Source organism: Anoxybacillus ayderensis (genome assembly GCF_000833605.1).
Lineage (GTDB): Bacteria > Bacillota > Bacilli > Bacillales > Anoxybacillaceae > Anoxybacillus > Anoxybacillus ayderensis.
The window spans coordinates 1-25,301 of record NZ_JXTG01000026.1; the positions used below are offsets into that span (position 1 = coordinate 1).

General features: G+C 38.9%; 27 protein-coding genes, 1 other RNA gene and 1 pseudogene. 23 read left to right on the plus strand and 6 right to left on the minus strand.

What is annotated here, in order from left to right; all coding sequences use genetic code 11:
- Window positions 1–631 precede the first annotated feature (631 nt).
- The 7 genes from JV16_RS13590 to JV16_RS13615 all read left to right on the plus strand — a co-directional run bounded on the left by JV16_RS13590 (window position 632) and on the right by JV16_RS13615 (window position 8,287).
- A complete protein-coding gene (locus tag JV16_RS13590; protein WP_021094092.1) occupies window positions 632–865 on the plus strand; it encodes a CotD family spore coat protein in 234 nt (77 codons plus the stop codon).
- Window positions 866–988: 123 nt separating this feature from the next.
- The gene (gpsB, locus tag JV16_RS13595; protein ID WP_021094091.1) at window positions 989–1,285 is read left to right on the plus strand and encodes a cell division regulator GpsB; all 297 of its coding nucleotides are present in this window, start codon (window positions 989–991) and stop codon (window positions 1,283–1,285) included.
- Between the two features lie 67 nt (window positions 1,286–1,352).
- Window positions 1,353–1,743, plus strand: an RNA gene (gene rnpB / locus JV16_RS15400) — RNase P RNA component class B.
- Window positions 1,744–1,823: 80 nt separating this feature from the next.
- Window positions 1,824–3,533 carry a putative bifunctional diguanylate cyclase/phosphodiesterase gene (locus JV16_RS13600; RefSeq protein WP_021094090.1) on the plus strand — a complete coding sequence of 570 codons (1,710 nt, stop codon included), beginning with the start codon at window positions 1,824–1,826 and terminating at the stop codon, window positions 3,531–3,533.
- Window positions 3,534–3,546: 13 nt separating this feature from the next.
- Entirely contained in the window at window positions 3,547–4,698 is a 1,152-nt protein-coding gene (locus JV16_RS13605; RefSeq protein ID WP_042536332.1) for a THUMP domain-containing class I SAM-dependent RNA methyltransferase, read from the plus strand.
- Window positions 4,699–4,794: 96 nt separating this feature from the next.
- Window positions 4,795–6,723, plus strand: coding sequence for an ATP-dependent DNA helicase (locus tag JV16_RS13610; protein WP_042536334.1), 1,929 nt, complete (start codon window positions 4,795–4,797; stop codon window positions 6,721–6,723).
- 52 nt (window positions 6,724–6,775) lie between these two features.
- On the plus strand, window positions 6,776–8,287 hold the full coding sequence (locus JV16_RS13615; protein WP_021094087.1) for a carboxypeptidase M32: 1,512 nt from the start codon (window positions 6,776–6,778) through the stop codon (window positions 8,285–8,287).
- A 24-nt stretch (window positions 8,288–8,311) separates the two neighbouring features.
- On the opposite strand, the gene JV16_RS13620 is transcribed toward JV16_RS13615, so the two are convergent.
- The 4 genes from JV16_RS13620 to JV16_RS13635 form a co-directional block, all read right to left on the minus strand.
- A complete protein-coding gene (locus tag JV16_RS13620; protein ID WP_021094086.1) occupies window positions 8,312–9,961 on the minus strand; it encodes a b(o/a)3-type cytochrome-c oxidase subunit 1 in 1,650 nt (549 codons plus the stop codon).
- Entirely contained in the window at window positions 9,958–10,431 is a 474-nt protein-coding gene (locus tag JV16_RS13625; RefSeq protein ID WP_021094085.1) for a cytochrome c oxidase subunit II, read from the minus strand. The genes JV16_RS13620 and JV16_RS13625 overlap by 4 nt, the downstream gene beginning before the upstream one ends.
- Window positions 10,432–10,452: 21 nt before the next feature.
- A complete protein-coding gene (locus JV16_RS13630; RefSeq protein WP_009361298.1) occupies window positions 10,453–10,602 on the minus strand; it encodes a cytochrome c oxidase subunit 2A in 150 nt (49 codons plus the stop codon).
- 261 nt (window positions 10,603–10,863) lie between these two features.
- Window positions 10,864–11,319 carry a chemotaxis protein CheX gene (locus JV16_RS13635; protein WP_021094084.1) on the minus strand — a complete coding sequence of 152 codons (456 nt, stop codon included), beginning with the start codon at window positions 11,317–11,319 and terminating at the stop codon, window positions 10,864–10,866.
- A 258-nt stretch (window positions 11,320–11,577) separates the two neighbouring features.
- On the opposite strand from JV16_RS13635, the gene JV16_RS13640 reads away from it, so the two are divergent.
- The 10 genes from JV16_RS13640 to JV16_RS13675 all read left to right on the plus strand — a co-directional run bounded on the left by JV16_RS13640 (window position 11,578) and on the right by JV16_RS13675 (window position 19,148).
- Entirely contained in the window at window positions 11,578–12,645 is a 1,068-nt protein-coding gene (locus JV16_RS13640; protein WP_042536336.1) for a type III polyketide synthase, read from the plus strand.
- The gene (locus tag JV16_RS13645) at window positions 12,642–13,142 is read left to right on the plus strand and encodes an isoprenylcysteine carboxyl methyltransferase family protein (protein ID WP_042536337.1); all 501 of its coding nucleotides are present in this window, start codon (window positions 12,642–12,644) and stop codon (window positions 13,140–13,142) included. The genes JV16_RS13640 and JV16_RS13645 overlap by 4 nt, the downstream gene beginning before the upstream one ends.
- A gap of 81 nt (window positions 13,143–13,223) precedes the next feature.
- Entirely contained in the window at window positions 13,224–16,850 is a 3,627-nt protein-coding gene (locus JV16_RS13650) for a dynamin family protein (RefSeq protein WP_042536339.1), read from the plus strand.
- The gene (locus JV16_RS13655; protein ID WP_021094080.1) at window positions 16,843–17,115 is read left to right on the plus strand and encodes a YpbS family protein; all 273 of its coding nucleotides are present in this window, start codon (window positions 16,843–16,845) and stop codon (window positions 17,113–17,115) included. The genes JV16_RS13650 and JV16_RS13655 overlap by 8 nt, the downstream gene beginning before the upstream one ends.
- Before the next feature lie 61 nt (window positions 17,116–17,176).
- Complete coding sequence (locus tag JV16_RS15820; RefSeq protein WP_009361292.1) at window positions 17,177–17,317, plus strand: hypothetical protein; 141 nt, start codon at window positions 17,177–17,179, stop codon at window positions 17,315–17,317.
- A 52-nt stretch (window positions 17,318–17,369) separates the two neighbouring features.
- Entirely contained in the window at window positions 17,370–17,885 is a 516-nt protein-coding gene (locus JV16_RS13660; RefSeq protein WP_021094079.1) for a peroxiredoxin family protein, read from the plus strand.
- 80 nt (window positions 17,886–17,965) lie between these two features.
- Complete coding sequence (locus tag JV16_RS15405; RefSeq protein ID WP_009361290.1) at window positions 17,966–18,097, plus strand: FbpB family small basic protein; 132 nt, start codon at window positions 17,966–17,968, stop codon at window positions 18,095–18,097.
- 34 nt (window positions 18,098–18,131) lie between these two features.
- Window positions 18,132–18,275: an acid-soluble spore protein N gene (locus JV16_RS13665; RefSeq protein WP_021094078.1), complete on the plus strand. Its 144-nt coding sequence runs from the start codon at window positions 18,132–18,134 to the stop codon at window positions 18,273–18,275.
- 126 nt (window positions 18,276–18,401) lie between these two features.
- On the plus strand, window positions 18,402–18,626 hold the full coding sequence (gene tlp / locus JV16_RS13670) for a small acid-soluble spore protein Tlp (RefSeq protein WP_021094077.1): 225 nt from the start codon (window positions 18,402–18,404) through the stop codon (window positions 18,624–18,626).
- A gap of 102 nt (window positions 18,627–18,728) precedes the next feature.
- Window positions 18,729–19,148, plus strand: a complete 420-nt coding sequence (locus JV16_RS13675; protein WP_035062948.1) for an acyl-CoA thioesterase — start codon at window positions 18,729–18,731, stop codon at window positions 19,146–19,148.
- A 17-nt stretch (window positions 19,149–19,165) separates the two neighbouring features.
- Here JV16_RS13675 and JV16_RS13680 read toward each other — a convergent pair whose 3' ends face one another.
- Window positions 19,166–19,453 carry a HesB/YadR/YfhF family protein gene (locus JV16_RS13680; RefSeq protein WP_021094075.1) on the minus strand — a complete coding sequence of 96 codons (288 nt, stop codon included), beginning with the start codon at window positions 19,451–19,453 and terminating at the stop codon, window positions 19,166–19,168.
- 320 nt (window positions 19,454–19,773) lie between these two features.
- On the opposite strand from JV16_RS13680, the gene JV16_RS13685 reads away from it, so the two are divergent.
- From JV16_RS13685 to JV16_RS13705, 6 genes are all read left to right on the plus strand, one after another.
- Window positions 19,774–20,712 carry a magnesium transporter CorA family protein gene (locus JV16_RS13685; protein ID WP_021094073.1) on the plus strand — a complete coding sequence of 313 codons (939 nt, stop codon included), beginning with the start codon at window positions 19,774–19,776 and terminating at the stop codon, window positions 20,710–20,712.
- A 148-nt stretch (window positions 20,713–20,860) separates the two neighbouring features.
- Entirely contained in the window at window positions 20,861–22,297 is a 1,437-nt protein-coding gene (locus JV16_RS13690; RefSeq protein WP_021094072.1) for an NAD(P)/FAD-dependent oxidoreductase, read from the plus strand.
- Window positions 22,298–22,408: 111 nt separating this feature from the next.
- Entirely contained in the window at window positions 22,409–23,398 is a 990-nt protein-coding gene (gene bioB, locus JV16_RS13695) for a biotin synthase BioB (RefSeq protein ID WP_021094071.1), read from the plus strand.
- Between the two features lie 83 nt (window positions 23,399–23,481).
- Window positions 23,482–23,676: a hypothetical protein gene (locus JV16_RS13700; protein ID WP_021094070.1), complete on the plus strand. Its 195-nt coding sequence runs from the start codon at window positions 23,482–23,484 to the stop codon at window positions 23,674–23,676.
- A gap of 235 nt (window positions 23,677–23,911) precedes the next feature.
- Entirely contained in the window at window positions 23,912–24,085 is a 174-nt protein-coding gene (locus JV16_RS15415; RefSeq protein ID WP_021094068.1) for a YozD family protein, read from the plus strand.
- Between the two features lie 89 nt (window positions 24,086–24,174).
- Window positions 24,175–24,945, plus strand: a complete 771-nt coding sequence (locus JV16_RS13705) for a sporulation protein (protein ID WP_021094067.1) — start codon at window positions 24,175–24,177, stop codon at window positions 24,943–24,945.
- Window positions 24,946–25,147: 202 nt separating this feature from the next.
- On the opposite strand, the pseudogene JV16_RS15600 reads toward JV16_RS13705, so the two are convergent.
- Window positions 25,148–25,301: pseudogene (locus tag JV16_RS15600) on the minus strand (IS4 family transposase); the annotation flags it as partial.

A 25,301-nucleotide genomic window follows, 5' to 3' on the forward strand; every position in this document is an offset into this window, starting at 1 on the left:
TCACGACAGATCTGGATGAAACTGACGCGAAGGAGTGGCTATAGCGAGCCCCTACTGAACGTCTATCAGAAATGGAGAGAGGCAAGATAACGAACGAATGTTCGAGCACTGATGTCCAACGTCACTCCCTGGGCTTTTTTGTCTATTTTTTTGGTTCGTATACCTAAAAAAGAGATTTGTTCCATTTTCGGAAATAGAGATGACATAGGTCATAAGCATAAAAAGGGTTTTATGGATTATCAATCCATCAAAATTACAACAAAATCAAAGTCGATTTCAATTCATCACGGATTCAGGATTATATCATGTGCCACAAAAATAAGAAGGAAAATTTTTATGTTATTTCCGAGGGAAGCGCAAAAAATGACAAAGTTTTCCCTCCTTGTCGAATGAAAAAGAATGAAGTAGAATGTATATTTGTGAACAATATGAACTGCGGAGAGAGAAGCGATGAGCAAAAAAATTTTATATTTATTTTTTGTTTTAATCGGAGCTACCGTTGTTATTTTTGCGAATATGAAGCATAACATTTATACGTTCATGTAAAATGGGTATTTCCATTAGTACATGTATCCCCCTTCGTACATACGCTAGAAGTGTAACAAACTTTAATGCGAAAGGGGTATGAAATATGCATTGTCGTCCAAATATGATGCCGCCGATCGTTCATCCAACAAAATGTTGTACACAACATCAAATGCAAACAACGATTGTGCCGCACATTCATCCGTCGCATACGACATATGTGAATCACCATATGTTCCAGCATCAACATTATTTTCCGCACACACAATCTGTTGTGAACGATGTATCACACCAACATGTTGTTTGTCCAGGGCCTGGTCCGTTTCCACGACCATTTTAACCGAAGGCAATTCGCCTTCGGTTTTTGTCGAAAAAAAGACGAAGTTTGTGAAAATGAGAAATTGACAACGACTGCTTTTTTTGAAAGAATAGGTGTAGACATGGATAATTGAGGTGAGCAAACGTGCTTTCGGATCGCATCAACTTAACAGCAAAAGACATTCTTGAAAAAGAGTTTAAAATAAGCATGCGTGGATATAATCAAGATGAAGTGGATCGCTTTCTTGATTTAGTTATTAAAGACTATGAAACATTTCATCAAATGATTGAACAATTACAACAAGAAAATACACGTCTAAAAAGCCAATTGCAGGAGGCGCAAAAACGTCAGCCATCTCAATCAGGAACGACGAATTTTGATATTTTACAACGTCTTTCTAATTTAGAAAAACATGTTTTTGGTAACAAACTTTACGAATAAATGATCCAACCTTTTCTATTGATTTGGCTTATCGTTTCGGATATACTAACATATGCTTACATGAATCATGTTCGGGTAATCGCTGCGATGTGTATGCATCGTAGAGGAAAGTCCATGCTCGCACGGTGCTGAGATGCCCGTAGTGTTCGTGCCTAGCGAATGCATAAGCTAGGGCAGTCTGGCGATCAGCTGGGCTGACGGCAGGGAAAGAGCCTACGTCCCTAACGGATATGGCTCGATTACCTTTAAAGTGCCACAGTGACGTAGTCTTGCTGGAAACGGCAAGAGTGGAACGCGGTAAACCCCACGAGCGAGAAACCCAAATGATGGTAGGGGCACCTTCTCGAAGGAAATGAACGGAGAGAAGGACAGGCGTGAGCCTGTAGATAGATGATTACCGCCGAAGTACGAGGCGCAAGCCGTTTGCAGTACGACGGAACAGAACATGGCTTACAGAACATGGTTCATGGCATGACTCTCCTGCATAACGTCAGGGGAGTTTTTGTTTTTTGGGGGAAATATGAGGGGAGAGTCTGATGTGAACAAAAAGTTGTCATCTTTGTTTGAAACAGATACATTTTTATCTATTGCTCATACGATTATTCAAGAAGCAGACGAAGGAATGATTGTGACAGACGAGCAAGGGCGTATTTTATTAGCAAATCCCGCGTTTGAAACAGTGACGGGTTATACACAAGAAGAAGTGTTAGGGAAAAAACCGAACATTCTTCGTTCCGGTTTACACGATCGGAAGTTTTATGAAAACATGTGGGAAACGTTACGGGATCATGGTGTTTGGAAAGGGGAAATTTGGAATAAACGAAAAAACGGCGAATTGTTTGTCGAATGGCTAACGATTAAAGCGGTCTATGATGCGACGGGAACTCCGACGCATTATGTGGCGATTTTTTCAGATGTGACGCAACATAAACGGACGATGGAACAATTAGCACGGTTATCAAATTATGACGTATTAACAAACGTTCCAAATCGCCAATTATTTACGAAACGACTGCAACATTTACTTGATGTAGCTCGGCGTTACAATCAGCAATTAGCGATTTTGTTTCTCGATTTAGATCGATTTAAGTATATTAATGATGAACTCGGTCATTATAGCGGAGACATACTGTTGAAAAAAGTGGCTAATCGTTTAAAAAAGTTATTGCGCACGAAAGATACGCTTGCACGCATTGGTGGGGACGAATTTGTCGTCATTTTGCCTAAACTAAAAGATGTGCAGGAAGCAATAACAGTAGCAGAACAAATGATTGAGGCACTTCAAGCTCCATTTATGATGAATGGAAAAGACGTATACATTTCAGCAAGCATTGGGATCAGCATGTACCCAAACGATGGGGATGATGGAGAGACGTTGTTACGCCGAGCGGATCGCGCGATGCAAAAAGCGAAAGAAAGCGGACGAAATCGCTTTGAGTTATATACGGCTAAGTTGGACTATCAAAGCGAAGTTGTGACGTTAGAAAATTATTTACGAAAAGCGCTGGAGCGAAATGAGTTATTCATTTGCTATCAGCCGATCGTGAATATGAAGACGAAAAAAATTGAATCACTCGAGGCGTTGATGCGTTGGAAGCAACCAAACATCGGATTCGTTTCGCCGGCGCAATTTATTCCACTTGCAGAAGAAACGGGGCTTATTGTTCCGATGACGAAGTGGCTGTTTGAACAAGCGTGCATACATATCAAGGCGATTCATCCATTCGCCCCACATATGAAAATAGGAATAAATATTTCTGCTGTACATTTCCAACAAGACGATTTCGTCGAGCAATTATCGACGATTGTGAAAGAAAACGATGTGCATCCACGCTTTTTTAAATTAGAACTGACGGAAAGTACGATTATGCCAAATGCTGAAGAGTCCGTTCAAAAACTTGTACGGCTTAAACAATGCGGCTTTAAACTAGCCATTGATGACTTTGGGACAGGTTTTTCTTCATTAAGTTATTTACATCGCTTTCCGATCGACATTTTAAAAATTGATCAATCGTTTATTCGTCGCCTATCTTTATATAGCGATGATGCGACGATCGTATCAACAATTATTATGATGGCGCATCATTTGCATTTGTCTGTTGTCGCGGAAGGAGTTGAGACGGGGCAACAATATGAGTTTTTAAACGAACAGCAATGTGATATGGCACAAGGATATTACATCGCCAAGCCGATGCAAATAGATGAAGTGCAACTATTTATTCAGGAATGGGATGCTATACATGAATGAAAGGTGAAAACATATGGGACAAATGACATTCATTGCTACTGCGGCGATGGGACTTGAAGCGATCGTTGCAGACGAAGTGCGCGCGCTCGGCTATGACTGTGAAGTAGAAAATGGGAAAGTGACATTTGTTGCAGATGAGCGAGCGATTTGTCGCACGAACTTATGGCTTCGCACAGCCGATCGTGTAAAAATCAAAGTGGGCGAATTTCCGGCGACAACGTTTGATGAGTTGTTTGAACAAACAAAAGCGTTACCGTGGGCGCAATTTTTGCCGATCGATGCCCAATTCCCTGTTGTCGGAAAATCGGTCAAGTCAAAATTGTTTAGCGTATCCGATTGTCAAGCAATCGTAAAAAAAGCAATTGTCGAACATTTGAAACAACATTATCGTATTTCTTGGTTTGAGGAAACAGGTGCATTATTTCGTATTGAAGTAGCTTTACATAAAGATATCGCTACATTAACGATCGATACGAGTGGAGCAGGATTGCATAAAAGAGGATATCGAGTCAAGCAAGGGGAAGCGCCATTAAAGGAAACATTAGCGGCAGCGCTCGTTCAATTAACGAATTGGACGCCAGATCGTCCGTTTGTTGATCCGTTTTGTGGATCGGGGACGATCGCAATTGAAGCTGCGTTAATCGGGCAAAATATCGCACCGGGATTTAATCGCGAGTTTGTATGCGAGCAATGGAATTGGATCCCATCTCGCTTATGGGACGAAGCGAGAGAAGAGGCGGAAGATGTAGCGCGTTATGACCAACCGTTGCATATTGTTGGATTTGATATTGATCATCGCATGGTCGATATGGCGAAAATAAATGCACAAGAGGCTGGATTAGCAGATTTAATTACATTTAAACAAATGCAAGTAAAAGATTTTCGGACGAAAGATGAATACGGCGTCATCGTCGGCAACCCGCCTTATAGTGAGCGATTAGGGGAAAAAGAAGAAGTGGAACAATTGTATCGAGAAATGGGAAAAACATTTGCAGCTCTCGATACGTGGTCGATTTATATGTTAACATCTCACCGCCAATTTGAGCAATTGTATGGTCGACGAGCAACAAAACGACGGAAATTGTTCAACGGTTTTATTGAAACACAATATTACCAATTTTGGGGATCTCGTCCGCCACGTTCGTATGAAAAGCTGTCTCGCTGACAGCTTTTTCTTTTCAACTTCATTGACTTCTTTCTTTTTTTGATCGATAATTAATGTTTGTGTACTTCGTTTAAATTGATGGAGGGGCTAAAAAATATGAGCAAATATCCGTTTACATTAAGCAAAAACGAAAACTTTTTTGATAAATTGAACGAATGGATTGGGGACGTCTTTTACGACATTTTACCTGAAGCTGGGTTTGAATTGCGCGATGAACAAATTTTTATGGCATTTCAACTTGAGCGAGCATTTAAAGAGAAAAAAGTGATGTTTGCTGAAGCCGGTGTAGGAACAGGAAAAACGATCGTATATTTACTTTATGCTATTTGCTATGCACGTTATATCGGAAAGCCTGCGATTATTGCTTGCGCAGATGAAACGTTAATTGAACAGCTTGTAAAAAAAGAAGGAGATATCGCGAAAATTTCGCGCGTCTTAAACATGGATATTGATGTTCGATTAGCCAAATCGCCCGATCAATATTTATGTTTAAACAAATTGGACGAAGTATTAATGACGGAAGAAGAGGAATTGTACGAGCAAATTTTTGATGAATTGCCTCCATTTGTTCATGATCATGCTCCACTTCAAACGTTTTATCATTACGGTGATCGGAAAGATTACGCTCATTTAAGTGATGAACAATGGTCAAAAATTGCTTGGGATCCGTTTCAAGACTGTTTAGCGTGCGAAAAACGTCATCGCTGTGGTCAAACGTTATCGCGCGATCATTATCGCAAAGCAGCGGACTTAATTATTTGTTCGCACGATTTTTATATGGAACATATTTGGACGTATGAAGCGCGGAAACGTGAGGGGCAGCTTCCTCTTTTGCCTGAAGCGAGCTGTGTCATTTTTGACGAAGGGCATTTATTAGAGTTTGCGGCGCAAAAAGCGTTAACGTATCGTATGAAAGAAACGACGTTAGAGACGTTGCTTTCTCGTTTATTAGAAAATGATATTCGTGAACAATTAGCTTATTTAATTGAAGATACATTAGAACTTAGTGTACGTTTTTTTGATGAATTAATGAATCATGCGAAAGCTGTATCGGGATCGAATCGTCAAGAATTAACGTTTACTCCATCTCTTTTGCAACTTGCACAAACTTTACAAACAAAAGTTGAGCAAATTGGCAATGAACTCGTCTTTGAAAGTGAGACGTACACAATTGACCAGTATCAATTAAAAGTTGTGGATGAGTACCTAGATCAAATTCATCACTCCTTACACTTATTTATTCATAATCGGGATGCAATTACATGGCTTGAATCGTCGCTAGATGGCAATACGCTTGTCATTATGCCAAGAACGGTACAAGAGGTGTTGCGTGAAAAAGTATTTTCTAAACGTATGCCATTTATTTTTTCGTCTGCCACACTATCTAATGAAAAATCATTTGATTATATGGCAAAAAGCCTAGGAATCGACGAATATATATCGTTTCATGTCGATTCCCCATTTGACTACGATGAACAAATGAAAATTTACATGCCAATATTTGAAAAGAGCGAACGTATATTTGAAGAGAAATATGCGTATGCCTTAGAAAAAATACGCGAAACGAATGGGCGTGCTCTCGTATTGTTCCCAACGCGTGAACAATTGAATGAATTTAAAGCTCGCGCCCAACGTGAAGAACAATTTACTTTCTTATTTGAAGGGGATCAAGAAATTAGCGAGCTTGTTTCTCGTTTTCAAAACGAAGAAGAAACGATTTTATGTGCCCAACATTTATGGGAAGGATTAGACATTCCAGGTCCTTCATTAAGCAACGTGATTATTTGGGCGCTTCCTTACCCTCCAAATGACCCTGTTTTTCAGGCGAAGCGAAAGGAAACGGACAATCCGTTTTGGGAAGTCGATGTTCCGTATATGATTTTACGACTGCGACAAGGGGTCGGGCGCCTTATTCGTCAACGAGATGATCAAGGAATCGTATGTATTTTTGTAACAGATGATGAACCGATGCAAGTGATCGAGGCGATCAAACGTGTATTACCGACAGATGTACAACAAAAATAAAGGAATCATTGTAAGTATTGTAGAATAACAAATACAGAATGGAGGGAAGAAGATGAAAACAAATATTCAAGAAGTAGAAAAGCAATTTCGACAATACGTCAAAAAAATGATGGCATATAAAGAAGCCATTTCCCTTATGTATTGGGATTTGCGTACAGGGGCACCGAAAAAAGGGGTCGATCAACGCTCTGAAGTAATCGGCATGTTGTCACAAGAAGTGTTTCGCATGTCGACTTCAGAACAAATGGCCGCATATATTGCGGAACTTTCCGCTAAGTCGGTACAAGAACAATTATCGCCTGTTACCCGTTATACGTTAGCAGAATGTCAAAAAGAGTATGAACGCAATAAAAAAATTCCTGCGGATGAATATAAACAATTTGTCATTTTGCAATCCAAAGCGGAAAGTGTATGGGAAGAAGCGAAAGCAAAATCTGATTTTTCCCTTTTTGAACCGTATTTAAAACAGCTTGTTGACTTTACAAAACGTTTCGTTACATATTGGGGAACAAACGGACACCCATATAATACGCTATTAGATTTATATGAACCGGGTGTAACAGTCGATTTATTAGATGATGTATTTTCAAAATTACGTGATCATATTGTTCCGCTTGTTCAACAAATTCGCGAGTCCCGTCACAAACCGGACACGAGCTTTTTATTTCAACCATTTCCGAAAGAAAAGCAGAGAGCATTTAGTTTAGCGCTTTTAAAAGAGCTAGGTTACGACTTTGATGCAGGGCGGCTAGATGAAACTGTGCATCCTTTTGCCATCACATTAAATGATGGGGACGTCCGAATTACAACGAAATATGACGAAAATGATTTCCGAACAGCTGTATTTGGTACAATTCACGAATGCGGTCATGCTCTTTATGAACAACATATTTCTAAAGAACTCGCAGGGACGCCATTGTACGACGGAACGTCAATGGGGATTCATGAATCACAATCGCTATTTTATGAAAACTTTATTGCTCGTCATTATTCATTTTGGAAACGATATTATAGCTTATTACAACAATATGCTTCGCACTTCTCACATGTTTCATTAGACGATTTTTATCGTGCGATTAACGAGTCGAAACCGTCTCTTATTCGCATTGAAGCTGATGAGCTGACGTATCCATTACACATTATTGTTCGATATGAAATGGAAAAAGCGTTGTTTGATGACGCCATTGAAGTGAAAGATTTACCATACATTTGGAACGAAAAATATGAAGCGTATTTAGGTATTCGTCCAGAGCGTGATGCGGAAGGAGTTCTTCAAGATGTGCATTGGGCTGGAGGAAGTTTCGGTTATTTTCCATCATATGCGCTTGGATATATGTACGCGGCACAGTTTAAACATACGATGGAGAAAGAACTGCCATTTCATCAGTTGCTTGAAAATGGAGAACTTGTTCGTATTCGAGAATGGCTTACAAAGCATGTTCACCAATTCGGAAAGATGAAAAAACCGCTCGATATTTTACATGAAGTAACCGGGGAAGGTCTAAATCCGACCTACTTAATCCATTACTTAGAAGAAAAATATAAACATATTTATCGATTATAAAAAACCGGGCGAGTGCCCGGTTTTTTACCAAAGTTTAAATCCTTTTGATCCAGGAGGTGCATTTTGGATCATATCGATAAATGGAACTGTATATGCGATTAAAATAAGTACAACCGCAATACCGATCCACAATGTCCAGTTTTCGAACACAAGCGGTGTACGTTCAGCCTGCTCAGCAACTTCTGCAACAGGGAACTCTGTTTCCCCTTTCGGAGCGAAAAATGCTAAGTTTGTCACGATAATGAGCACGAGAATAATACCGATGAATAAAATCGTTCCACCAACCGCTTGAGCGATTTGATAAGGAATCCATTCTAGTGCTTGTGGTGCATCACCGTATGTTGAAAATGCTGAACGGCGTGGGGCACCAAGTAACCCTGCAAAATGCATCGCACTAGACATGAAAATCATACCGATGGACCAAACGATCGTTTGAATAATCGCTAGACGATTCATTGCTTTTGTCATGACGCGCCCTGTTAAGTGCGGGATAAGCCAATAAGCTGCCCCAAAGAATGTCAATACGACTGTTGTTGCTAATGTTAAGTGGAAGTGACCAGTTACCCAAATCGTATTATGAACGACTTGGTTTAATTGGTGTGATGCGTTGACAAGACCACCAGCACCAGCAGGGATAAAGAATAACATACCGACAAATGGTGCAAAGAAACGCGCATCACCCCAAGGAAGTTTTCGTAACCATCCGAATAATCCTGTTGCTCCTTTTGAGCGACCATACATTTCAAATGTTGCGAACATTGAGAACGCAGTCATTAATGATGGAATAACGACCATAAACGTTAAGACAACTTGTAAGTATTTCCAAACTGGATCAATTCCTGGTTCCACAAGTTGATGGTGGAAACCGACAGGAATCGAGAGAATTAAAAATAAGATGAATGACATACGAGCAAGAGAGTCAGAAAACATTTTTCCACCAATAATTTTTGGAATAATCGCATACCAAATCATATATGCCGGTAATAGCCAGAAATATACGAGCGGATGACCGAAATACCAGAACAATGTTCGGCTTACGAGTACGTTAATCCGATCGACATAACCTAATGACCAAGGAATAAATTGGAATAATACAGTCGCCGCTACACCGAGCGAACAAATGAGCCATAATATCATGTTGACAACAGACATAAATGTAAGCAATGGGCTCACTTGACCAGGATGAGCTTTTTTCCATTTTGCATAATGAGCGAACATCGCAAACCCACTAATCCAGCTACCGACAACAACAAGCGTTAAACCGATATAAAAGCCTGCATGTGCTTGTAGTGGAGCATAAAATGTATATAAAACAGAAGCTTCACCGATTAAAATGTAAAAGGCAGTAATCGCTGTACCGATTGTCATGAGCCAAAAACCGACCCAACCCCAAAACCGCACGCGGTCAGAAAGTGTCCCGGCAGTACGACTTACAGCAGCGAATTGAAAACCAATAATAAAGAATGTAGTTAAAACGAGTCCGAGCAATACGCCATGCGTTGTTAAAATCGTATAATAGCTAATACCTGCCGGCAATTCAAATTTTCCGGAGCGCACAAGCACTTGCAATAGACCAGCAAGCCCTCCTAACGCAAGGGCAACGAAAGCGACATAAATATGAGCCATGGCTAATTTGCCATCACGTGCATCGACTTTCCATGTTCCGTTCATCATTGTTCAACCACCTTCACTTTGGAAGTCATTAAGTGGTGACCGGCACCGCAATATTCGTTACATAAAATGACATACTCGCCAACTTTATCAAATGTTTGTGTATAGCTACTGACATAACCAGGCTCAACCATCATGTTTACATTTGTTCCAACTATTTGAAATCCGTGGATGACATCTTTCGTTGCGACATTAATCGTTACTTTTGCTCCTTTTGGGATTTCGACTTGGTTTGGTGTATACGCAAATGCAGAAGCAACGATGTTCAGTTGATATTCATTATCTCCTGTTTTAACAAGGCCTGGTTTATCAAATGGCGGTGTTTGATCGACTTTTTCCGGATCGATCGTTGTTAAACAGCTTGGTGGTTGCGTTCCTTGCGCAAATGCACCGACTCCTAAGACAGCTAAAAATACGAATAACGAACCGATGCCGAAAAACAGCCAAATTTTTTCATACTTATGCATGTGCATAACGTCTCGTCTCCTTTCTCTCTATAAGCGATTTAAAAACAAGAAATATACGCTTACCCACGTGAAAATGAGGAAAAATCCCAAAAACAAAACAGAAGCAAGAGTTCCTTTTAATGCAGGTTCTTTCTCTACTTTTGTTTTTGGCGTGTTTGTGTTTAATTGAGTTTTCATCTTCATCCCCCTTTCCTAAATAAACCTTAAATAGAAATGTATACACTTACATCATACAAAACAATTTGTGAAATGAAATGCTTTTTTCAGATGTTTCACAAATTGTTCATTCGTTACTTTACCATCATCATAACCGTAAAAATAAGGGGTAGCTGTGACTTTTGTCACACACATTTTGCGAGGTTGTGAAAAAAGTGTGAAATATTTAGAAAAAGATGGCTATGGCATAAAAAAAGAAGCTTACAAGCGCAAGCTTCTCATTTATTCATTATCAATTGTTAAAATAAGTTGTAATTCCCCGTTGCTTTCGAAGTGGATCGGTACGCGAAAAGCTTTGTCAAAACCGTAAATTTTTGTTTGACCAACAAGAACAGTTGGAGGAGTAATATCAATTGTAATTCCTTTTTGTGATACAACTGTGGCCAAGTTTCCTGCAATCATATTGCCGAGCTCACCCGTAAATGATTCAAGCATTTCGCCTTCTAACGGCATACCAAACATCGTTTCTCCGATGGTTCCAAACATCGTTTCATGTCCTTCAATGATTAGACGCCCGCGTAAGTCTCCGGTCATCCCAATCAATACGCTAATAGACGTTTGTGTGAAAGGTTGGACAAACAATGAAGGCTTATCGATTGTCATTGATAGTGGGATAACAGATCGAATCGATTCGATCGTTCCATTTAAAATCGTTGTAATTTTCTCGCCTAATGCCATAAAAAGACCCCCTTTTTTCTTCATCATAACAAATTTTTCACTTTGATGACATCATTTTTCGATAAACATAGATACGAATATATAAAAAACATAGTGACGAAACAACAAATTGCGTTATAATGAAAGTGCACAACAACATCCCTCTTTTCAAAACGTCGAAAGCTTTCCTCCCGTTGCTGAGAGGAAAGCTCTTTTGTTTGTTATGAATAAAATTTCTTTATTAGGAAAATATTATCTTTATCGAAAGGAGGGGCATAGATGCCAAGTATCGTTGCAGTTGAATTAGCTAAACTTCCTTACCGCGTTTCACAAAACGAGGTGATGGTTGCCATAAAACGCATGTTTCAACACCGTTCTGAACATATTGATCGGTTATTATCCATTTTTCAACGTGATCATATTCAATCAAGATCGCTTGTACAACCATTAGATTGGTATATGCAGACTCATTCGTTTGCTGAGAAAAATGAGCTGTATATTGAGCATGCTGTTCGATATGGAAGGGAGGCGATTGTGCGCTGTTTACATCGTGCAAATATTGTTTTTGAAGACGTTGAAGCAATCTTTTTCATTTCAACGACGGGAATTGCTACACCGAGCATTGAGGCAAGAATCATAAATGAACTTCCTTTTTCTGTACACACGAAACGCATTCCGATATGGGGGCTCGGATGTGCGGGTGGAGCAGCTGGCATTGCGCGAGCGGTAGATTACTGTCGAGCATATCCGAAAGCGAAAGTGCTTGTTCTTGCTGTGGAACTTTGCAGTCTAACGTTTCAAATGGATGATGTATCAAAAAGTAATCTTATTGGCACATCATTATTTGCTGATGGAGTAGGTTGCGCGTGTGTGGTGGGGGATGATGTACAGCAGCAAAGTGTCGCTCCACAGGTAATTGATATGCAATCAGTATTTATGCGTAACACGGAAGATGTTATGGGGTGGGATATAAAAGATCAAGGTTTTTATGTTGTGTTCTCTCGACATATTCCGACGATGATTCGTCAATCAATTGGCGAGATCGTAAAATTATTTTTAGGAAGAAGCGGAATAAAACTTTCCGAAATTGAACATTTTGTTTTGCACCCAGGCGGTAAAAAGGTGCTTGATGCGTATCGAGATGGTTTACATATCGATGGAGACAAGCTTGCTCATGCGATCGCGGTTTTACAACAGTACGGAAACATGTCATCTGTTACTGTGCTCGCTGTTTTACAACGCTTTTTGCAACAGTCGCTCACTCCACGAGGATATGGTTTAATGATGGCGATGGGACCTGGATTTAGTTGTGAACTTTTGTTGTTAAAATGGGGAGAAGAAGCATGAAATGGAGAATGCTTTTCTTTTTAATTGTTCAACGATTTATTGAGTTATATTGGGCAAAAAGAAATGAAAGATGGATGAAAGAGAGGGGAGCAAAAGAATTCGGACAAAATCACTATAAGTATATCGTGTGTATGCATAGTTTATTTTTTGTTTCGCTCTTGCTGGAGGGAATTCGTAAACGTCCGTCACCATTGTGGTCTGTTTTGTTTAACATATTTGTCGTATTACAGTTATTCCGTCTTTGGGTTATCGCTTCACTTGGAAGGTATTGGAATACAAAAATTATTGTATTGCCAAAAGCAGGACGAGTACAGAAAGGTCCATATCGATGGTTTCGTCACCCGAATTACCTTGTGGTTGTGCTAGAATTCATCATTATTCCAATTATGTTTCAAGCGTATTGGACAGCTGTCATATTCACAATGTGTAACGCGTACCTTTTATCTGTTCGTATTCGTGCGGAGGAACAGGCGTTACGTTTATTAAAATCCCCCTAATAAGCAGGGGATTTTTTATGTATTTTTTTTGTGAACTACAGTAAAATGAAGGTAGATTTTTTAAAAGGGGTATAGGTAATTATGGAAATGACAGAAACAAAATCATTGCAACAATGGATATATCGCCTGATTGCACTTCATGACGAATTTATGAAGTTAGGTGACATTGCGCAGGCAAATAAAACGAAACAATTAATTAAAAAAGTGTATCATCAAGAATTTACAATCGCTTTTTGTGGTCATTTTTCTGCCGGAAAGTCTAGCTTAATTAATGAATTGATCGGTGATTCACTGTTGCCGTCTAGTCCTATTCCAACAAGTGCAAATCTTGTGAAAGTAAAAGCGGGGAAACCGTATGCGCGCGTATATTATAAGTCTGGTCAAGCGATTGAATACGCAGCTCCTTACGATTACGAAGAAGTAAAAACGTTTTGTCGAGACGGTGATACAATTGACATGATCGAAATTAGCGATGAAACAGACGCTATTCCAAGTGGCATTGTGCTTATGGATACGCCGGGAATTGATTCGACAGATGATGCTCATCGTTTGGCAACAGAGTCCGCTCTTCATTTAGCCGATGTTATATTTTATGTAATGGATTATAACCATGTTCAAGCAGAATTGAACTTTGAGTTTACAAAACGGTTGTCACAGTACGGGAAAACGTTATACTTAGTTATAAATCAAATTGATAAACATCGTGAACAAGAGCTTTCGTTTTCACAGTTTACTCGTTCTGTTGAAGAGGCATTTCAGCAGTGGGGAGTTACATTTGAACGCATGTTTTATACTTCCCTCAAACAAAAAGAGCATGTACATAATGAGTTCGATGAATTAAAACAGTTGTTGCAGTTGCTTTTTCGCGAAAAAGAGGAGCGACTTCAGCAAAGTATACGTATTGCTGTCGAGCAAATGATTGATGATCATATGCAGATGCTCATCGCTCAGCAAGAGGAAGAAGAGCAACATATTCGTCAATCGCTTTCGTTTGAGGATGAAACAATGCTTCTCGAGAAAATGGAAGAAACGGAACGAGCGATTGATCATATAAAGAAAACGTGGTTCAGTGCAAAGCAGCATGTTGAACAGCAGTTAGAAACGACGTTACATAACGCTTATGTGATGCCTTATGAAACGCGAGAGCATGCTCGTGCCTATTTAGAAGCATGTCAACCTGATTTTAAAGTTGGTTTTTTATTTACAAAACAAAAAACAGAAGAAGAACGTCGGAAACGACTGCGTGCTTTTTATGAAGATTTGCGCAAAAAAATCGAAAGTCAGCTAGAATGGCATGTTCGTGACTTACTGAAACGTTTTTATCAACAACATGACGTTCATGACCAAGAGTTATTACATCGTATTCAACAATTAACCGTTCCGTTTTCAGAACAATGGATTGTTGAACGAAAGCCAAATCAGCCGCTTGTTACAGGCGATTATGTATTAACGTATACAAACGATATAGCGAATGAAATAAAACGGTTGTATCGCGATGCGGCTCTTCAACTCGCAGAGCAAATAATTGAAAAAGGGAAGGCGCAACAACGGTTAAATATATATGAGCAACAGCTAGATGAGCTGATAAAGGAACGGGCGCGTTGGGAGCAATTGAAACAACTTGTCCATCAGCGGAAACATACGCGTCACCAATTGCAAAAAGTCGTTGAACATGCAACGCCGTTAAGCGATGATGCGATTTATCCATTTATTCACGAGACGTTTACGATGCGAATAAGCAATCAAAAGAAAGAAGAAGTTCCACAGGAAAATGAAGCGATGCAAGAAGAACGTCCAATTCAAAAGGTGCAAATGGCAAGTGAGACGGTTGAGCAAACGATCGAAAAGCTACGCGTCATTAGCCAAATGATTGCCCCGATTGAAGGGATGAAACAACTAGCGAAAGAAATGGGCGAAAAAATTCAACAACTTCAACAACGGACGTTTACAATTGCTCTATTCGGGGCGTTTAGTGCAGGAAAATCTTCATTTGCAAACGCGTTAATAGGTGAACACGTCTTACCTGTTTCGCCTCATCCAACGACGGCGACAATAAATAAAATTGTTCCCCCGACAGACGAGCATCCACATGGAACCGTTGTTGTACAAGTAAAAACGGAGCAACAGCTTTTAAACGATTTGCAACACTCCTTGCGCTTTTTCGGTGTGCAAGTTCATTCGTTACAAGAGGCGATCGAAGAAAGCAAAAAAGCTATTCGTAATGAAGCTATTGATGCAAAAGAACGGGTACATTGGGCATTTTTGAAAGCTGTCGTGCGCGGTTATGAACAAATGAAAGAAAATTTAGGGCGATTGCTTGTCATCTCATTTCAGCAATTTCACGAATATGTAGCGAATGAAACGAAATCGTGTTTTGTTGAATGGATTGAATTGTATTATGATTGTCCGCTTACTCGTGAAAACATTATTCTTGTCGATACACCAGGAGCTGATTCTGTAAATGCCCGTCATACAGGAGTAGCATTTAATTACATTAAAAATGCTGATGCGATTTTCTTTGTCACATATTATAACCATGCGTTTTCAAAAGCGGATCGTGAATTTTTAATTCAGCTTGGTCGCGTGAAAGATACGTTTAGTTTGGATAAAATGTTTTTCATCATTAATGCAGCTGATCTAGCTCATACAGAAGAGGAATTGCAGGCGGTCGTTCGTTATGTGAAAGAGCAGCTTTTACAATTTGGTATTCGCCATCCGCGTCTTTTTCCATTATCGAGTAAATGGGCGCTTGCAGAAAAAAACGGGAAAACATTCGATCATCATGTGTTATCGAATTCAGGAATGAGCACGTTCGAGCAAACATTTTATCCGTTTATCCATCATGAGATCGGCTCATTAGCCATTGCTTCTGCGCGTTTGCAAATGAAGCAAGCGCGCAAACGGTTAGCAGAATATATTGCAGAAGCGAAGCAAAGCGATGAGATAAAACGTAAAAAGTTGCACATCTTGCAACAAGAGCGACAACAGCTTGAACGAATGATTGAACAATATGAAACAGACCATGATGTTCTTGCCATCGAACAAGAACTGAACGAGTTAGTTTATTATATTCAACAGCGTATTTCTTTCCGTCTGTCAGATTGGTTTAAAGAGTCGTTTAATCCGTCTGTTTTGCATGACCGACAAACAAATATAAAAAAAGCGTTACAATTATGTTTAGATGAGTTTTTATACTCCATTGGATTTGATTTGGCGCAAGAAATGCGTGCAACTAGCTTACGAATCGAAGCGTTTATAAATAAACGTTACGATCTTCATTTTATGGCGCTAGAAAACCAATGGAAGCAAGTGCATGATCTCATTGTAACAAAAGTCGATCTTTCAAGTTTTCCAACGTTACAATTCCCGATCGCTTTTGAGCAAATCGATCGCAATATATTTAAAAAGGCGCTTTCGTTGTACAAAAACGCGAAATCATTTTTTGAAAAAGATGAAAAGCGCTTTATGAAAGAAGAACTAGAAAAACAATTACATGAGCCGATTGCAGCGTATGTAGCTGAACAAAAACAACGGTTGCTTACGCATTATACAAAACAGTGGAATACGATTATTGAGCAACTTCATTGTCATATGCGTGAACAACTAAATGAGCATTTTACAGGTTTATTTGCCGCATTAACGGCTAAAGCACCAATAGACGAATTACAACATATTTACGATATGATCGGAGGAATGGATAATGAATGAAGTTCACCAAGCGATTACAGCACATTCACAAAGGCAACATGCACTCGTTCGGACGTTTATCGAGCTAGATGCGAAACGAGAAGCGTATATTGAGGAAGCCGTCTCTTTATGTCAACGCGGTGAACCGTTTTCTGTACAAAACATTAACGAAGTAACAAAACAAATAAATGAACTAGCTAAAAATGGAATTGTACCACAGCGAAAATATGTGACGGTTGACATGGTAAAGGAATACGTCCAAAAATTAAATAACAAATCGTCGTAGTGTAAAACGTCCCGTTCGCGCATACTATTTATGCATCATGTATAAAAAGGAGGGTGAAGCGATGGGACGAACAAAATTAGGAAACGCCAATGCGCAACGAAACAATAACGCAAAACAAAAAAACGACTTCAATAATGAGTTTGCTTCATATGCTGAAGTTGAAGTAAAAAAAATGAGCAACGAGCATAAAAATATTCGATAAGGCGCGCATATGCGCCTTTTTTTGAGATGACAAATCGAAGGGCGGTATGTCGATGAAAAAGTGGCTCGCTATTATTATTTTATTTAGTTTTTTTGCATACATGCTTTGGGAACATATAACGGAAAGACAAACGATCGCAACCGGTATTCATATTGGAATGAAGGCACCGGACTTTTCTTTACAAACGATTGATGGAAAAGTCATTCAACTTTCACAATTACGTGGAAAAGTAGTGATTGTGAATTTTTGGGCAACGTGGTGTCCACCTTGTCGCGCGGAAATGCCGGATATGCAAACGTTTTATGAACGTTATGAAAAACAAATAGAAATTGTAGCCGTCAATGTAATGGTGAGAGATTCGAAAGAGAAAGTGAATCAGTTTGTAAAAGATTATCGTTTAACGTTTCCGGTTGTGCTAGATGTTGACGGACATGTCATGAAGCAATATGATATTCAGCCGATTCCAACGTCGTTTATTATCGACCAACAAGGCATTATTCGTGAAAAGCAAATCGGGCCAATGTCGTATGAACAAATGGTGCAATATGTAGAGAAATGGGGGAAATAGCCGAGTGATCGGCTATTTTTTGTATATTTGTCATTATGTTTGGAAAAGATAGAAAAAAACAAAAAGTAGGTGAATAAGTGATGAGAAAAATAAGAAAACGGACATTTGCAGAACTCGTGATGGAAAATAAACGACAACTATTAAACGATGCAAGGGCATTAGAAAAATTGGAAGAGAAAATGGAAACACGTTGGCTTCATAAAGCAGAGTAATATAGCCATACTATAAGGGAGAGGGGGATGAAAAATGGGTAATCCAAAAAGCAATCAACAACCATTTGTGCCACAACATATCGGGACGAAGCCAAGAGTGGCAGGTGGCAATAAAGGAAAGCAAATGCAAGATCAATCTGGTCAACATCCACAAGTCATTCAAACGAAGGGTGAGTAAGGGCGAACATTCGCCCTTATATAGTTTACATAACAAAATTATAATAAACAATAAAGTTTGTATAACATGAAGAAAAACGTGCACGATAAAAAGTGTACATTTTACTTTGACAAGGAGGATGATAAAATGAAACCAAATTATGATGATCGTCGTGACAATGTAGAAAAGTTACAAGACATGGTACAAAATACGCTTGAGAATATCGAAAAAGCGGAAGAGACGATGGCGTTCGCTAGTCCAGAGGAGCGTGAAAAAATTAAGGAAAAAAACCATCGCCGTGAAGAAGCAATTGAGGCGATGCGAGCAGAAATCAAAGATGAAGCAAGAGCTCGTGAAAGAGGATATGAATGATAAAAGCCGCATACGTGCGGCTTTTTGTATGCTCTGTTTACATGTTCTTATGTATGGTACAATAAGAAAATAAAGTATTGTTATGTCGGAGAGTGAGAACGAATGATGATTTCACAAAAAGAAATTGAAGTGCGCTACGCAGAAACAGATCAAATGGGGGTTGTTTATCACGCCAATTACCTAGTTTGGTTAGAAATCGGACGAGCTCATTTTATTCAACAACTTGGTTTTCAATATGCTGATATGGAGAAAAGGGGAATTGTGTCTCCCGTTATTGATTTGCAAATTTCTTATAAAAAGCCTTTACGCTATGGAGAGACAGCTACTATTAAAACGTGGGTAGAGTCATATGACGGCATTCGGGTTGTCTACGGGTATGAAGTGTTAACGCCAACAAATGAAATCGCAGCGACAGCAACTTCAAAACATGTTTGCGTGGCGAAAGAAACGTTTCAACCTGTTTTAATTAGAAAATACTTTCCTGATTGGCATGAAGCGTATGAACGGGCAAAAAAAAGATAAAAGCGGGCCAACCGCTTTTATCTATATGTAAATATTGGCTCGTTTCGTTTTTCGTCAAATTCAATATGCAAATCATGGTCATCAAAATACCACGTATCGTTTTGTTCAATAAAAAAGATAATTCCTTCTTTTTCCAATATCACTGAAGCGTCGATCGGACTTTCTTTATTCACTCCTAAAGAAAAACCTTTTTGTACGGTGCTACATCCACCGTATCGAGCAAAAAAACGAACGTAGTCTCCTCGCTGTAACTGTAATTCCTCTTTGTACCATGAAAATGCTTCGTCACACATGTATATGTTCATTGTATTCACCGTCCTTCACACATGATTATAAAATAAAGAGAAATATTTTTCTATTTTGCGCACTCATTGTGAGAAAAAATGAAAAAGGAACTATACAAATGGTGGCAAACCATGTATTATTAATCCGTAATGAACGTAAAAGCGAAAGGAGTGACGTTTCCGTTATGAGCAGGGCGAGTACAAATGAACCAGAACCAGCAATAATAGGGGAAGTCGTTTCGTTTTTTTTCGCTGGGACGTACTGCTCACGAACGAAACAGACGCTCCAACGACAAAAAAGCGGTGCTTCCCTTTTGTAGAGAAGATAGGGGGGTTACGCCATGATGAACATTTATTTATCTAATGAGCAAGGAAAATTAGAAGAAATTCACGAGTTGAAAAATGGCTGTTGGGTTAATCTCGTCTCCCCAACAGAAAGTGAAATTCGCTACATTGCAGAACATTTGAACATTCCGATTGATTCTATTAAAGATGCACTCGACGACGAAGAGCGTTCGCGTATTGAAAAAGAAGATAATCATGTGTTAATTATTGTTGATATCCCGATTATTACGTACGATGAAGGGAACATTCCGACATATGAAACCATTCCAATTGGAATGATTATTACAAATACATGTTTTATTACTGTATGTCTCCAAGAAAATCCGATTTTTGAAGAGTTTACGAAAAGTAAGGTAAAAAACTTTTATACGTATATGAAAACGCGTTTTGCCTTACAAATGTTATATATGATTTCGACGTATTATTTAAGATATTTAAAACAAATTAATCGCAAAACGAGTGAAATTGAAAAACAGCTACATCAATCGATGCAAAATAAAGAGTTGTTTTCTTTACTTAGTTTAGAAAAAAGCCTCGTTTATTTTACAACATCATTAAAAGCGAACAATATTGTGATGGAACGGCTGCTTCGCTTGAATTATTTACGGATGTATGAAGACGATCAAGAATTGTTAGAAGATGTCATTATTGAAAATAAACAAGCGATTGAAATGACAGAAGTGTATAGTAGCATTTTAAGTGGAATGATGGATGCATTCGCTTCTGTCATTTCGAACAATTTAAACATTGTGATGAAATTTTTAGCTGCCATTACGATTGTTATTTCTTTTCCAACGATGGTGACAAGTTTTTATGGAATGAACGTTCCGATTCCGTATCAAGACAAGCCATATGCATATTTAATTGCGTTAGGGATTTCTTTCACTCTTTCAAGTATTACAGCGTTCGTTTTTTGGAAGAAACGTTATTTTTAAAAGGACGGTACATTGCCGTTCTTTTTTTTGTACAAAACAAACACGAACATTTCTTGTTTTTTTTTTAAAAAAAAGATCGTTTTTTATTGACTGTTTATGTCCTATTTAGTATATTAACATTCGGAAAATGAAAGGTGAGGGATGAATAATGAACAATCGTTACGATGTGATCGTTGTTGGAGCTGGTCCGACAGGGATTTTTACTTGTTATGAATTAACGTTAAAATTACCGGGTGCACGCGTGCTGCTCATTGATAAAGGACACGATATTTATAAGCGAAACTGTCCCATCTTGCAAAAGAAAATCGAGAAATGCCCACCGCCAGTTGGAAAAAAAGATTACGCTGGCTGTGTACCTGCCTGTTCAATTACAAATGGATTTGGAGGAGCAGGAGCTTATTCAGATGGGAAGTTTAACATTACGAGCGAATTTGGTGGATGGATGACGGATTACTTACCTGCCTCGACAGTGTTACAACTTATCCGTTATGTTGACGAAATTAATTTAAAGCATGGTGCTACTCCGTCTCTGACTAATCCGCTGACGGATGAAGTGAAGGAAATAGAAAGACGGGCTTATGCAGCTGGGTTAAAATTACTGCGCGCACAAGTTCGCCATCTTGGTACAGAACAAAACTTGCAAATTTTAAAGAGTATATATGAATATTTACGAACGCATATTGATATGATGTTTAAAACCGAAGTGAGCGATATTTTAACGGAAACAGTCGACGGTACGAATCATGTCAAAGGAGTTCAACTGAAAAATGGAGAGATGTTATATGCCAGTCGTGTCGTCATTGCTCCTGGACGTGATGGGTCAGCTTGGTTATCGAACATATTGAAACGTCGCGGGTTGAAAATGATCAATAATCAAGTGGATATTGGTGTTCGTGTCGAAACGTCTAACGTAGTAATGGAAGAAATTAATACACATTTGTATGAAGGGAAGTTTATTTTTAACACATCTGTTGGAACACAAGTTCGAACGTTTTGTAGTAATCCGTCTGGGCATGTTGTTGTCGAAAATCATTCTGGTATTATGCTCGCGAACGGTCATGCATATAAAGATCCTAAGCTAGGAAGTAATAATACAAACTTTGCTCTTCTTGTATCCCATAAATTTTCTGAGCCATTTGATCAGCCGAACGAATATGCACAGCAAATTTCTCGTTTAGCGAATGCGTTATCTAACGGTGGAATTATTGTGCAAAAATATGGGGATATTTTAAAGGGAAGACGTTCAACCGAAAAACGAATGAAAGAAGGATTTATTGAACCAACATTAAAAGAAGCTGTTCCTGGGGATTTAGGTCTCGTTCTTCCATACAACACGATGAAAAGTTTAATCGAAATGACAGAAGCATTGAACAAAGTTACTCCAGGCATCGCTTCAGAACATACGCTCTTTTATGGGGTAGAAGCAAAGTTTTATTCTGCGCGTCCAAAATTAACTGAACGTTTTGAAACAGAAATTTCAGGGTTATATGTTGGAGGAGATGGTGCAGGAATTACGCGTGGACTGGCACAGGCTGGGGCATGTGGGGTATGGATTGCTCGACATATTGTAGAAACGTATAGCTAGCGAGACGTTCTCGCTAGTTTTTTCTTTTGTTAACTTATATAAAAATAATGTTGACATATATCACTTGATCGAATACGATTATTGGTAATTAGAAGTAAAAGGGGGAGAACGATGGATTGGTTATTGCTCGCGGATCGCGTATTAGCAGGGGAGGAAATAACAGATGATGAAGCGCTCTCGATATTAAATTGTCCAGATGATGAACTATTATTATTACTACAAGGTGCTTATCGCATTCGTCAAACGTATTACGGAAATAAAGTGAAATTAAATATGATTATGAACGCAAAGTCGGGATTGTGTCCCGAAAATTGTGGATATTGTTCGCAATCTTCCATATCTACTGCCTCGATTTCGACATATAAGATGGTAAATAAAGATACGATTTTACAAGGGGCAAAACGAGCGTATGAAGCGAAAATAGGAACATATTGTATCGTCGCAAGCGGAAGAGGTCCGAGTGATAAAGAAATCGATATTGTTGTATCTGCGGTGAAAGAAATTAAAGAAATGTACGGTTTAAAAGTATGTGCTTGTTTAGGGATATTAAAACCAGAGCAAGCGTTGCGGTTGAAAGAAGCAGGTGTGGATCGATACAACCATAACATTAATACATCGAAAGAGCATCACCCGCACATTACGACTTCCCATACATACGATGATCGGGTACGTACGGTAGAAACAGTCAAAGAAGCAGGAATGTCCCCATGTTCTGGCGTCATTATCGGCATGAAAGAAACAAAGCAAGATGTCATTGCGATGGCGAGAAGCTTAAAAGCACTAGACGCAGACTCAATCCCTGTTAATTTTCTTCATGCGATCGATGGAACGCCGCTAGCAGGGACAAAAGAATTAAACCCTCGCTATTGTTTGAAAGTGCTCGCGCTGTTTCGTTATATGAATCCAACGAAAGAAATTCGTATTTCCGGAGGGAGAGAGGTAAACTTGCGAAGCTTGCAACCACTCGGTTTATATGCCGCCAATTCCATCTTTGTTGGAGATTATTTAACGACAGCCGGACAAGAAAAACATGCAGATTTCCAAATGCTTGAAGATCTCGGATTTGATATTGACTTTGCACCAGCATCTTATGCGATATAAAAAAGCCGACGTTTTGTGTCGGCTTTTTTATATGTACATATACTATTACTAATTATGATGTTCAACGTTGGAGTGAAGTTCATGTGATATCAAGAAAATTTGAAAATGAGCGGTTGCGTCGAAAACAAGAAGAAAAAGAGATTATTGACGGTTTATTAGATATTTATAATGACTATAAATGGTTGTACGAACGGTTTGGTGATGAACAGTATGAACAAATGATGGAGCAAATCGTCGAGCAGTTGAAAAAGTTTACGAGACGGAAACGACGCGAATGAAATTCACATACACTGCCATAACACGTATATGAAATAAGGAATGCAAAAAAAGAGCACGCCACAAAAGAGCCCATTCGTGATCGTTTCCATCCATTGATCAATTTGTTCGTCCATAAGCTTGTCCTCCGTTTCTTTTTACTTTCAACGTATGTGTACATAGTGGCAAATATACATAAAAAAACGGATGACATAAATGAATGACTTTTTCATAACATAATACAAAGGGGGCGATATTGTGAAAGAAATTGAAGTAGTTATTGATACGGAAGAAATTGCGGAGTTCTTTTACAATGAACTTGTTCGGCGGGGCTTTGTCCCAACAGAGCGTGAAATTGAAGAAATGGCAGATATTATGTTTGATTACTTGATTGAAAAATGTATTATTGACGAAGAGCTGATTGATGAATAAAGCGACGGTTGTTCCGTCGTTTTTTATTTGAAACATTTTTTCATTTCGTTCGTATAACGTATAGAATGAAAAATAAAGGAGGCTGTTTTATGGGGCTATTCAATAAAGTATTAGCAAGTATTGGGATTGGTTCTGCTAAGGTGGATACGAAGTTGCATGAATCACAACTATCACTTGGTGAACGGATCACAGGAGTTGTAGAAGTCACAGGAGGAAATGTAGATCAAGACATTGATGATATATATTTGTCTCTTTGCGCTACATATACAAAAGAAGTAGATGATCGCAAAGTAACGAAGCAAGCCATTATTGAAAAGTGGAAAATTGCCCAATCATTTGTGATTCGTGCTGGAGAAAAGAAAGAGTTTCCGTTTTCTTTTTCCCTTCCGCTTGACACACCAATTACAGTTGGAAAAACAAGAGTGTGGTTACACACAGGACTTGATATTAAAAATGCCGTCGATCCGACAGATGAAGATTATATTCGTGTTCAACCTAATCGAATGATGAACGAAGTATTTCGGGTGATGGAAAACTTAGGATTTCGATTAAAAGAAGCAGAATGCAAAGAAGTGGCTCATTATGTTCGTAAAAACCTCCCTTTTGTTCAAGAATTTGAGTTTGTCCCGACGAGTGGTGAATTTCGTGGGAAACTTGATGAAGTAGAAATGATTTTTTTCCCACATACACCACAAGAATGTGAATTACTTATTCAAGTGGACAGACGAGCGCGTGGGTTAGCTGGTTTGTTTGCAGAAGCGCTTGATTTAGATGAGACTTTTGTTCGTGTTACTATTCATGAGCAGCATATTCAAACGTTACAAACAGAGCTTGCTGCACTCATTCGACGATATGCTTAAAGGATTGGGGATTCCCGATCCTTTTTTTATGCCTAAATTATTTTATATGTTCGACAACACTACCGTCGCATAAATGATGTCTGAATTTTCAGTTTTATTTTTTCTGGACTTTAGAGAAAAAACGAAAACACCTAAGCGAGGGTAGTAGACATCCATTTTTTTACTATAACCTATGACTTGTGCAACAACGACTGGCAAACCTTTATGGGACGCTCTTTCCTTCGATTTTTCGTAACCAAATGTGAGCGGATTTCCACAAAGAAGCCTTCAAATAGCGACTAATTTGTAAGTAACTGCGTTCGCTATTCGTGTTCAACTGAGCTAAAACATTCAGACAGTACACTATCATGGCTACG

What these genes read in the sequence shown, in the direction of transcription:
- JV16_RS15405 (WP_009361290.1), top strand. Translation starts at nt 17,966, where the DNA reads ATGAGAAAAATAAGAAAACGGACATTTGCAGAACTCGTGATGGAAAAT.
- JV16_RS13685 (WP_021094073.1), top strand. Translation starts at nt 19,774, where the DNA reads ATGATGAACATTTATTTATCTAATGAGCAAGGAAAATTAGAAGAAATT.
- JV16_RS13620 (WP_021094086.1), bottom strand. Translation starts at nt 9,961, where the DNA reads ATGATGAACGGAACATGGAAAGTCGATGCACGTGATGGCAAATTAGCC.
- JV16_RS13630 (WP_009361298.1), bottom strand. Translation starts at nt 10,602, where the DNA reads ATGAAAACTCAATTAAACACAAACACGCCAAAAACAAAAGTAGAGAAA.
- JV16_RS13680 (WP_021094075.1), bottom strand. Translation starts at nt 19,453, where the DNA reads ATGAACATATACATGTGTGACGAAGCATTTTCATGGTACAAAGAGGAA.
- JV16_RS13640 (WP_042536336.1), top strand. Translation starts at nt 11,578, where the DNA reads ATGCCAAGTATCGTTGCAGTTGAATTAGCTAAACTTCCTTACCGCGTT.
- JV16_RS13590 (WP_021094092.1), top strand. Translation starts at nt 632, where the DNA reads ATGCATTGTCGTCCAAATATGATGCCGCCGATCGTTCATCCAACAAAA.
- JV16_RS13645 (WP_042536337.1), top strand. Translation starts at nt 12,642, where the DNA reads ATGAAATGGAGAATGCTTTTCTTTTTAATTGTTCAACGATTTATTGAG.
- JV16_RS13615 (WP_021094087.1), top strand. Translation starts at nt 6,776, where the DNA reads ATGAAAACAAATATTCAAGAAGTAGAAAAGCAATTTCGACAATACGTC.
- JV16_RS13690 (WP_021094072.1), top strand. Translation starts at nt 20,861, where the DNA reads ATGAACAATCGTTACGATGTGATCGTTGTTGGAGCTGGTCCGACAGGG.
- JV16_RS13665 (WP_021094078.1), top strand. Translation starts at nt 18,132, where the DNA reads ATGGGTAATCCAAAAAGCAATCAACAACCATTTGTGCCACAACATATC.
- bioB (WP_021094071.1), top strand. Translation starts at nt 22,409, where the DNA reads ATGGATTGGTTATTGCTCGCGGATCGCGTATTAGCAGGGGAGGAAATA.
- JV16_RS13660 (WP_021094079.1), top strand. Translation starts at nt 17,370, where the DNA reads ATGAAAAAGTGGCTCGCTATTATTATTTTATTTAGTTTTTTTGCATAC.
- JV16_RS13605 (WP_042536332.1), top strand. Translation starts at nt 3,547, where the DNA reads ATGGGACAAATGACATTCATTGCTACTGCGGCGATGGGACTTGAAGCG.
- JV16_RS13655 (WP_021094080.1), top strand. Translation starts at nt 16,843, where the DNA reads ATGAATGAAGTTCACCAAGCGATTACAGCACATTCACAAAGGCAACAT.
- JV16_RS13650 (WP_042536339.1), top strand. Translation starts at nt 13,224, where the DNA reads ATGGAAATGACAGAAACAAAATCATTGCAACAATGGATATATCGCCTG.
- tlp (WP_021094077.1), top strand. Translation starts at nt 18,402, where the DNA reads ATGAAACCAAATTATGATGATCGTCGTGACAATGTAGAAAAGTTACAA.
- JV16_RS13705 (WP_021094067.1), top strand. Translation starts at nt 24,175, where the DNA reads ATGGGGCTATTCAATAAAGTATTAGCAAGTATTGGGATTGGTTCTGCT.
- JV16_RS13635 (WP_021094084.1), bottom strand. Translation starts at nt 11,319, where the DNA reads ATGGCATTAGGCGAGAAAATTACAACGATTTTAAATGGAACGATCGAA.
- JV16_RS15820 (WP_009361292.1), top strand. Translation starts at nt 17,177, where the DNA reads ATGGGACGAACAAAATTAGGAAACGCCAATGCGCAACGAAACAATAAC.
- JV16_RS13625 (WP_021094085.1), bottom strand. Translation starts at nt 10,431, where the DNA reads ATGCACATGCATAAGTATGAAAAAATTTGGCTGTTTTTCGGCATCGGT.
- JV16_RS13675 (WP_035062948.1), top strand. Translation starts at nt 18,729, where the DNA reads ATGATGATTTCACAAAAAGAAATTGAAGTGCGCTACGCAGAAACAGAT.
- JV16_RS13610 (WP_042536334.1), top strand. Translation starts at nt 4,795, where the DNA reads ATGAGCAAATATCCGTTTACATTAAGCAAAAACGAAAACTTTTTTGAT.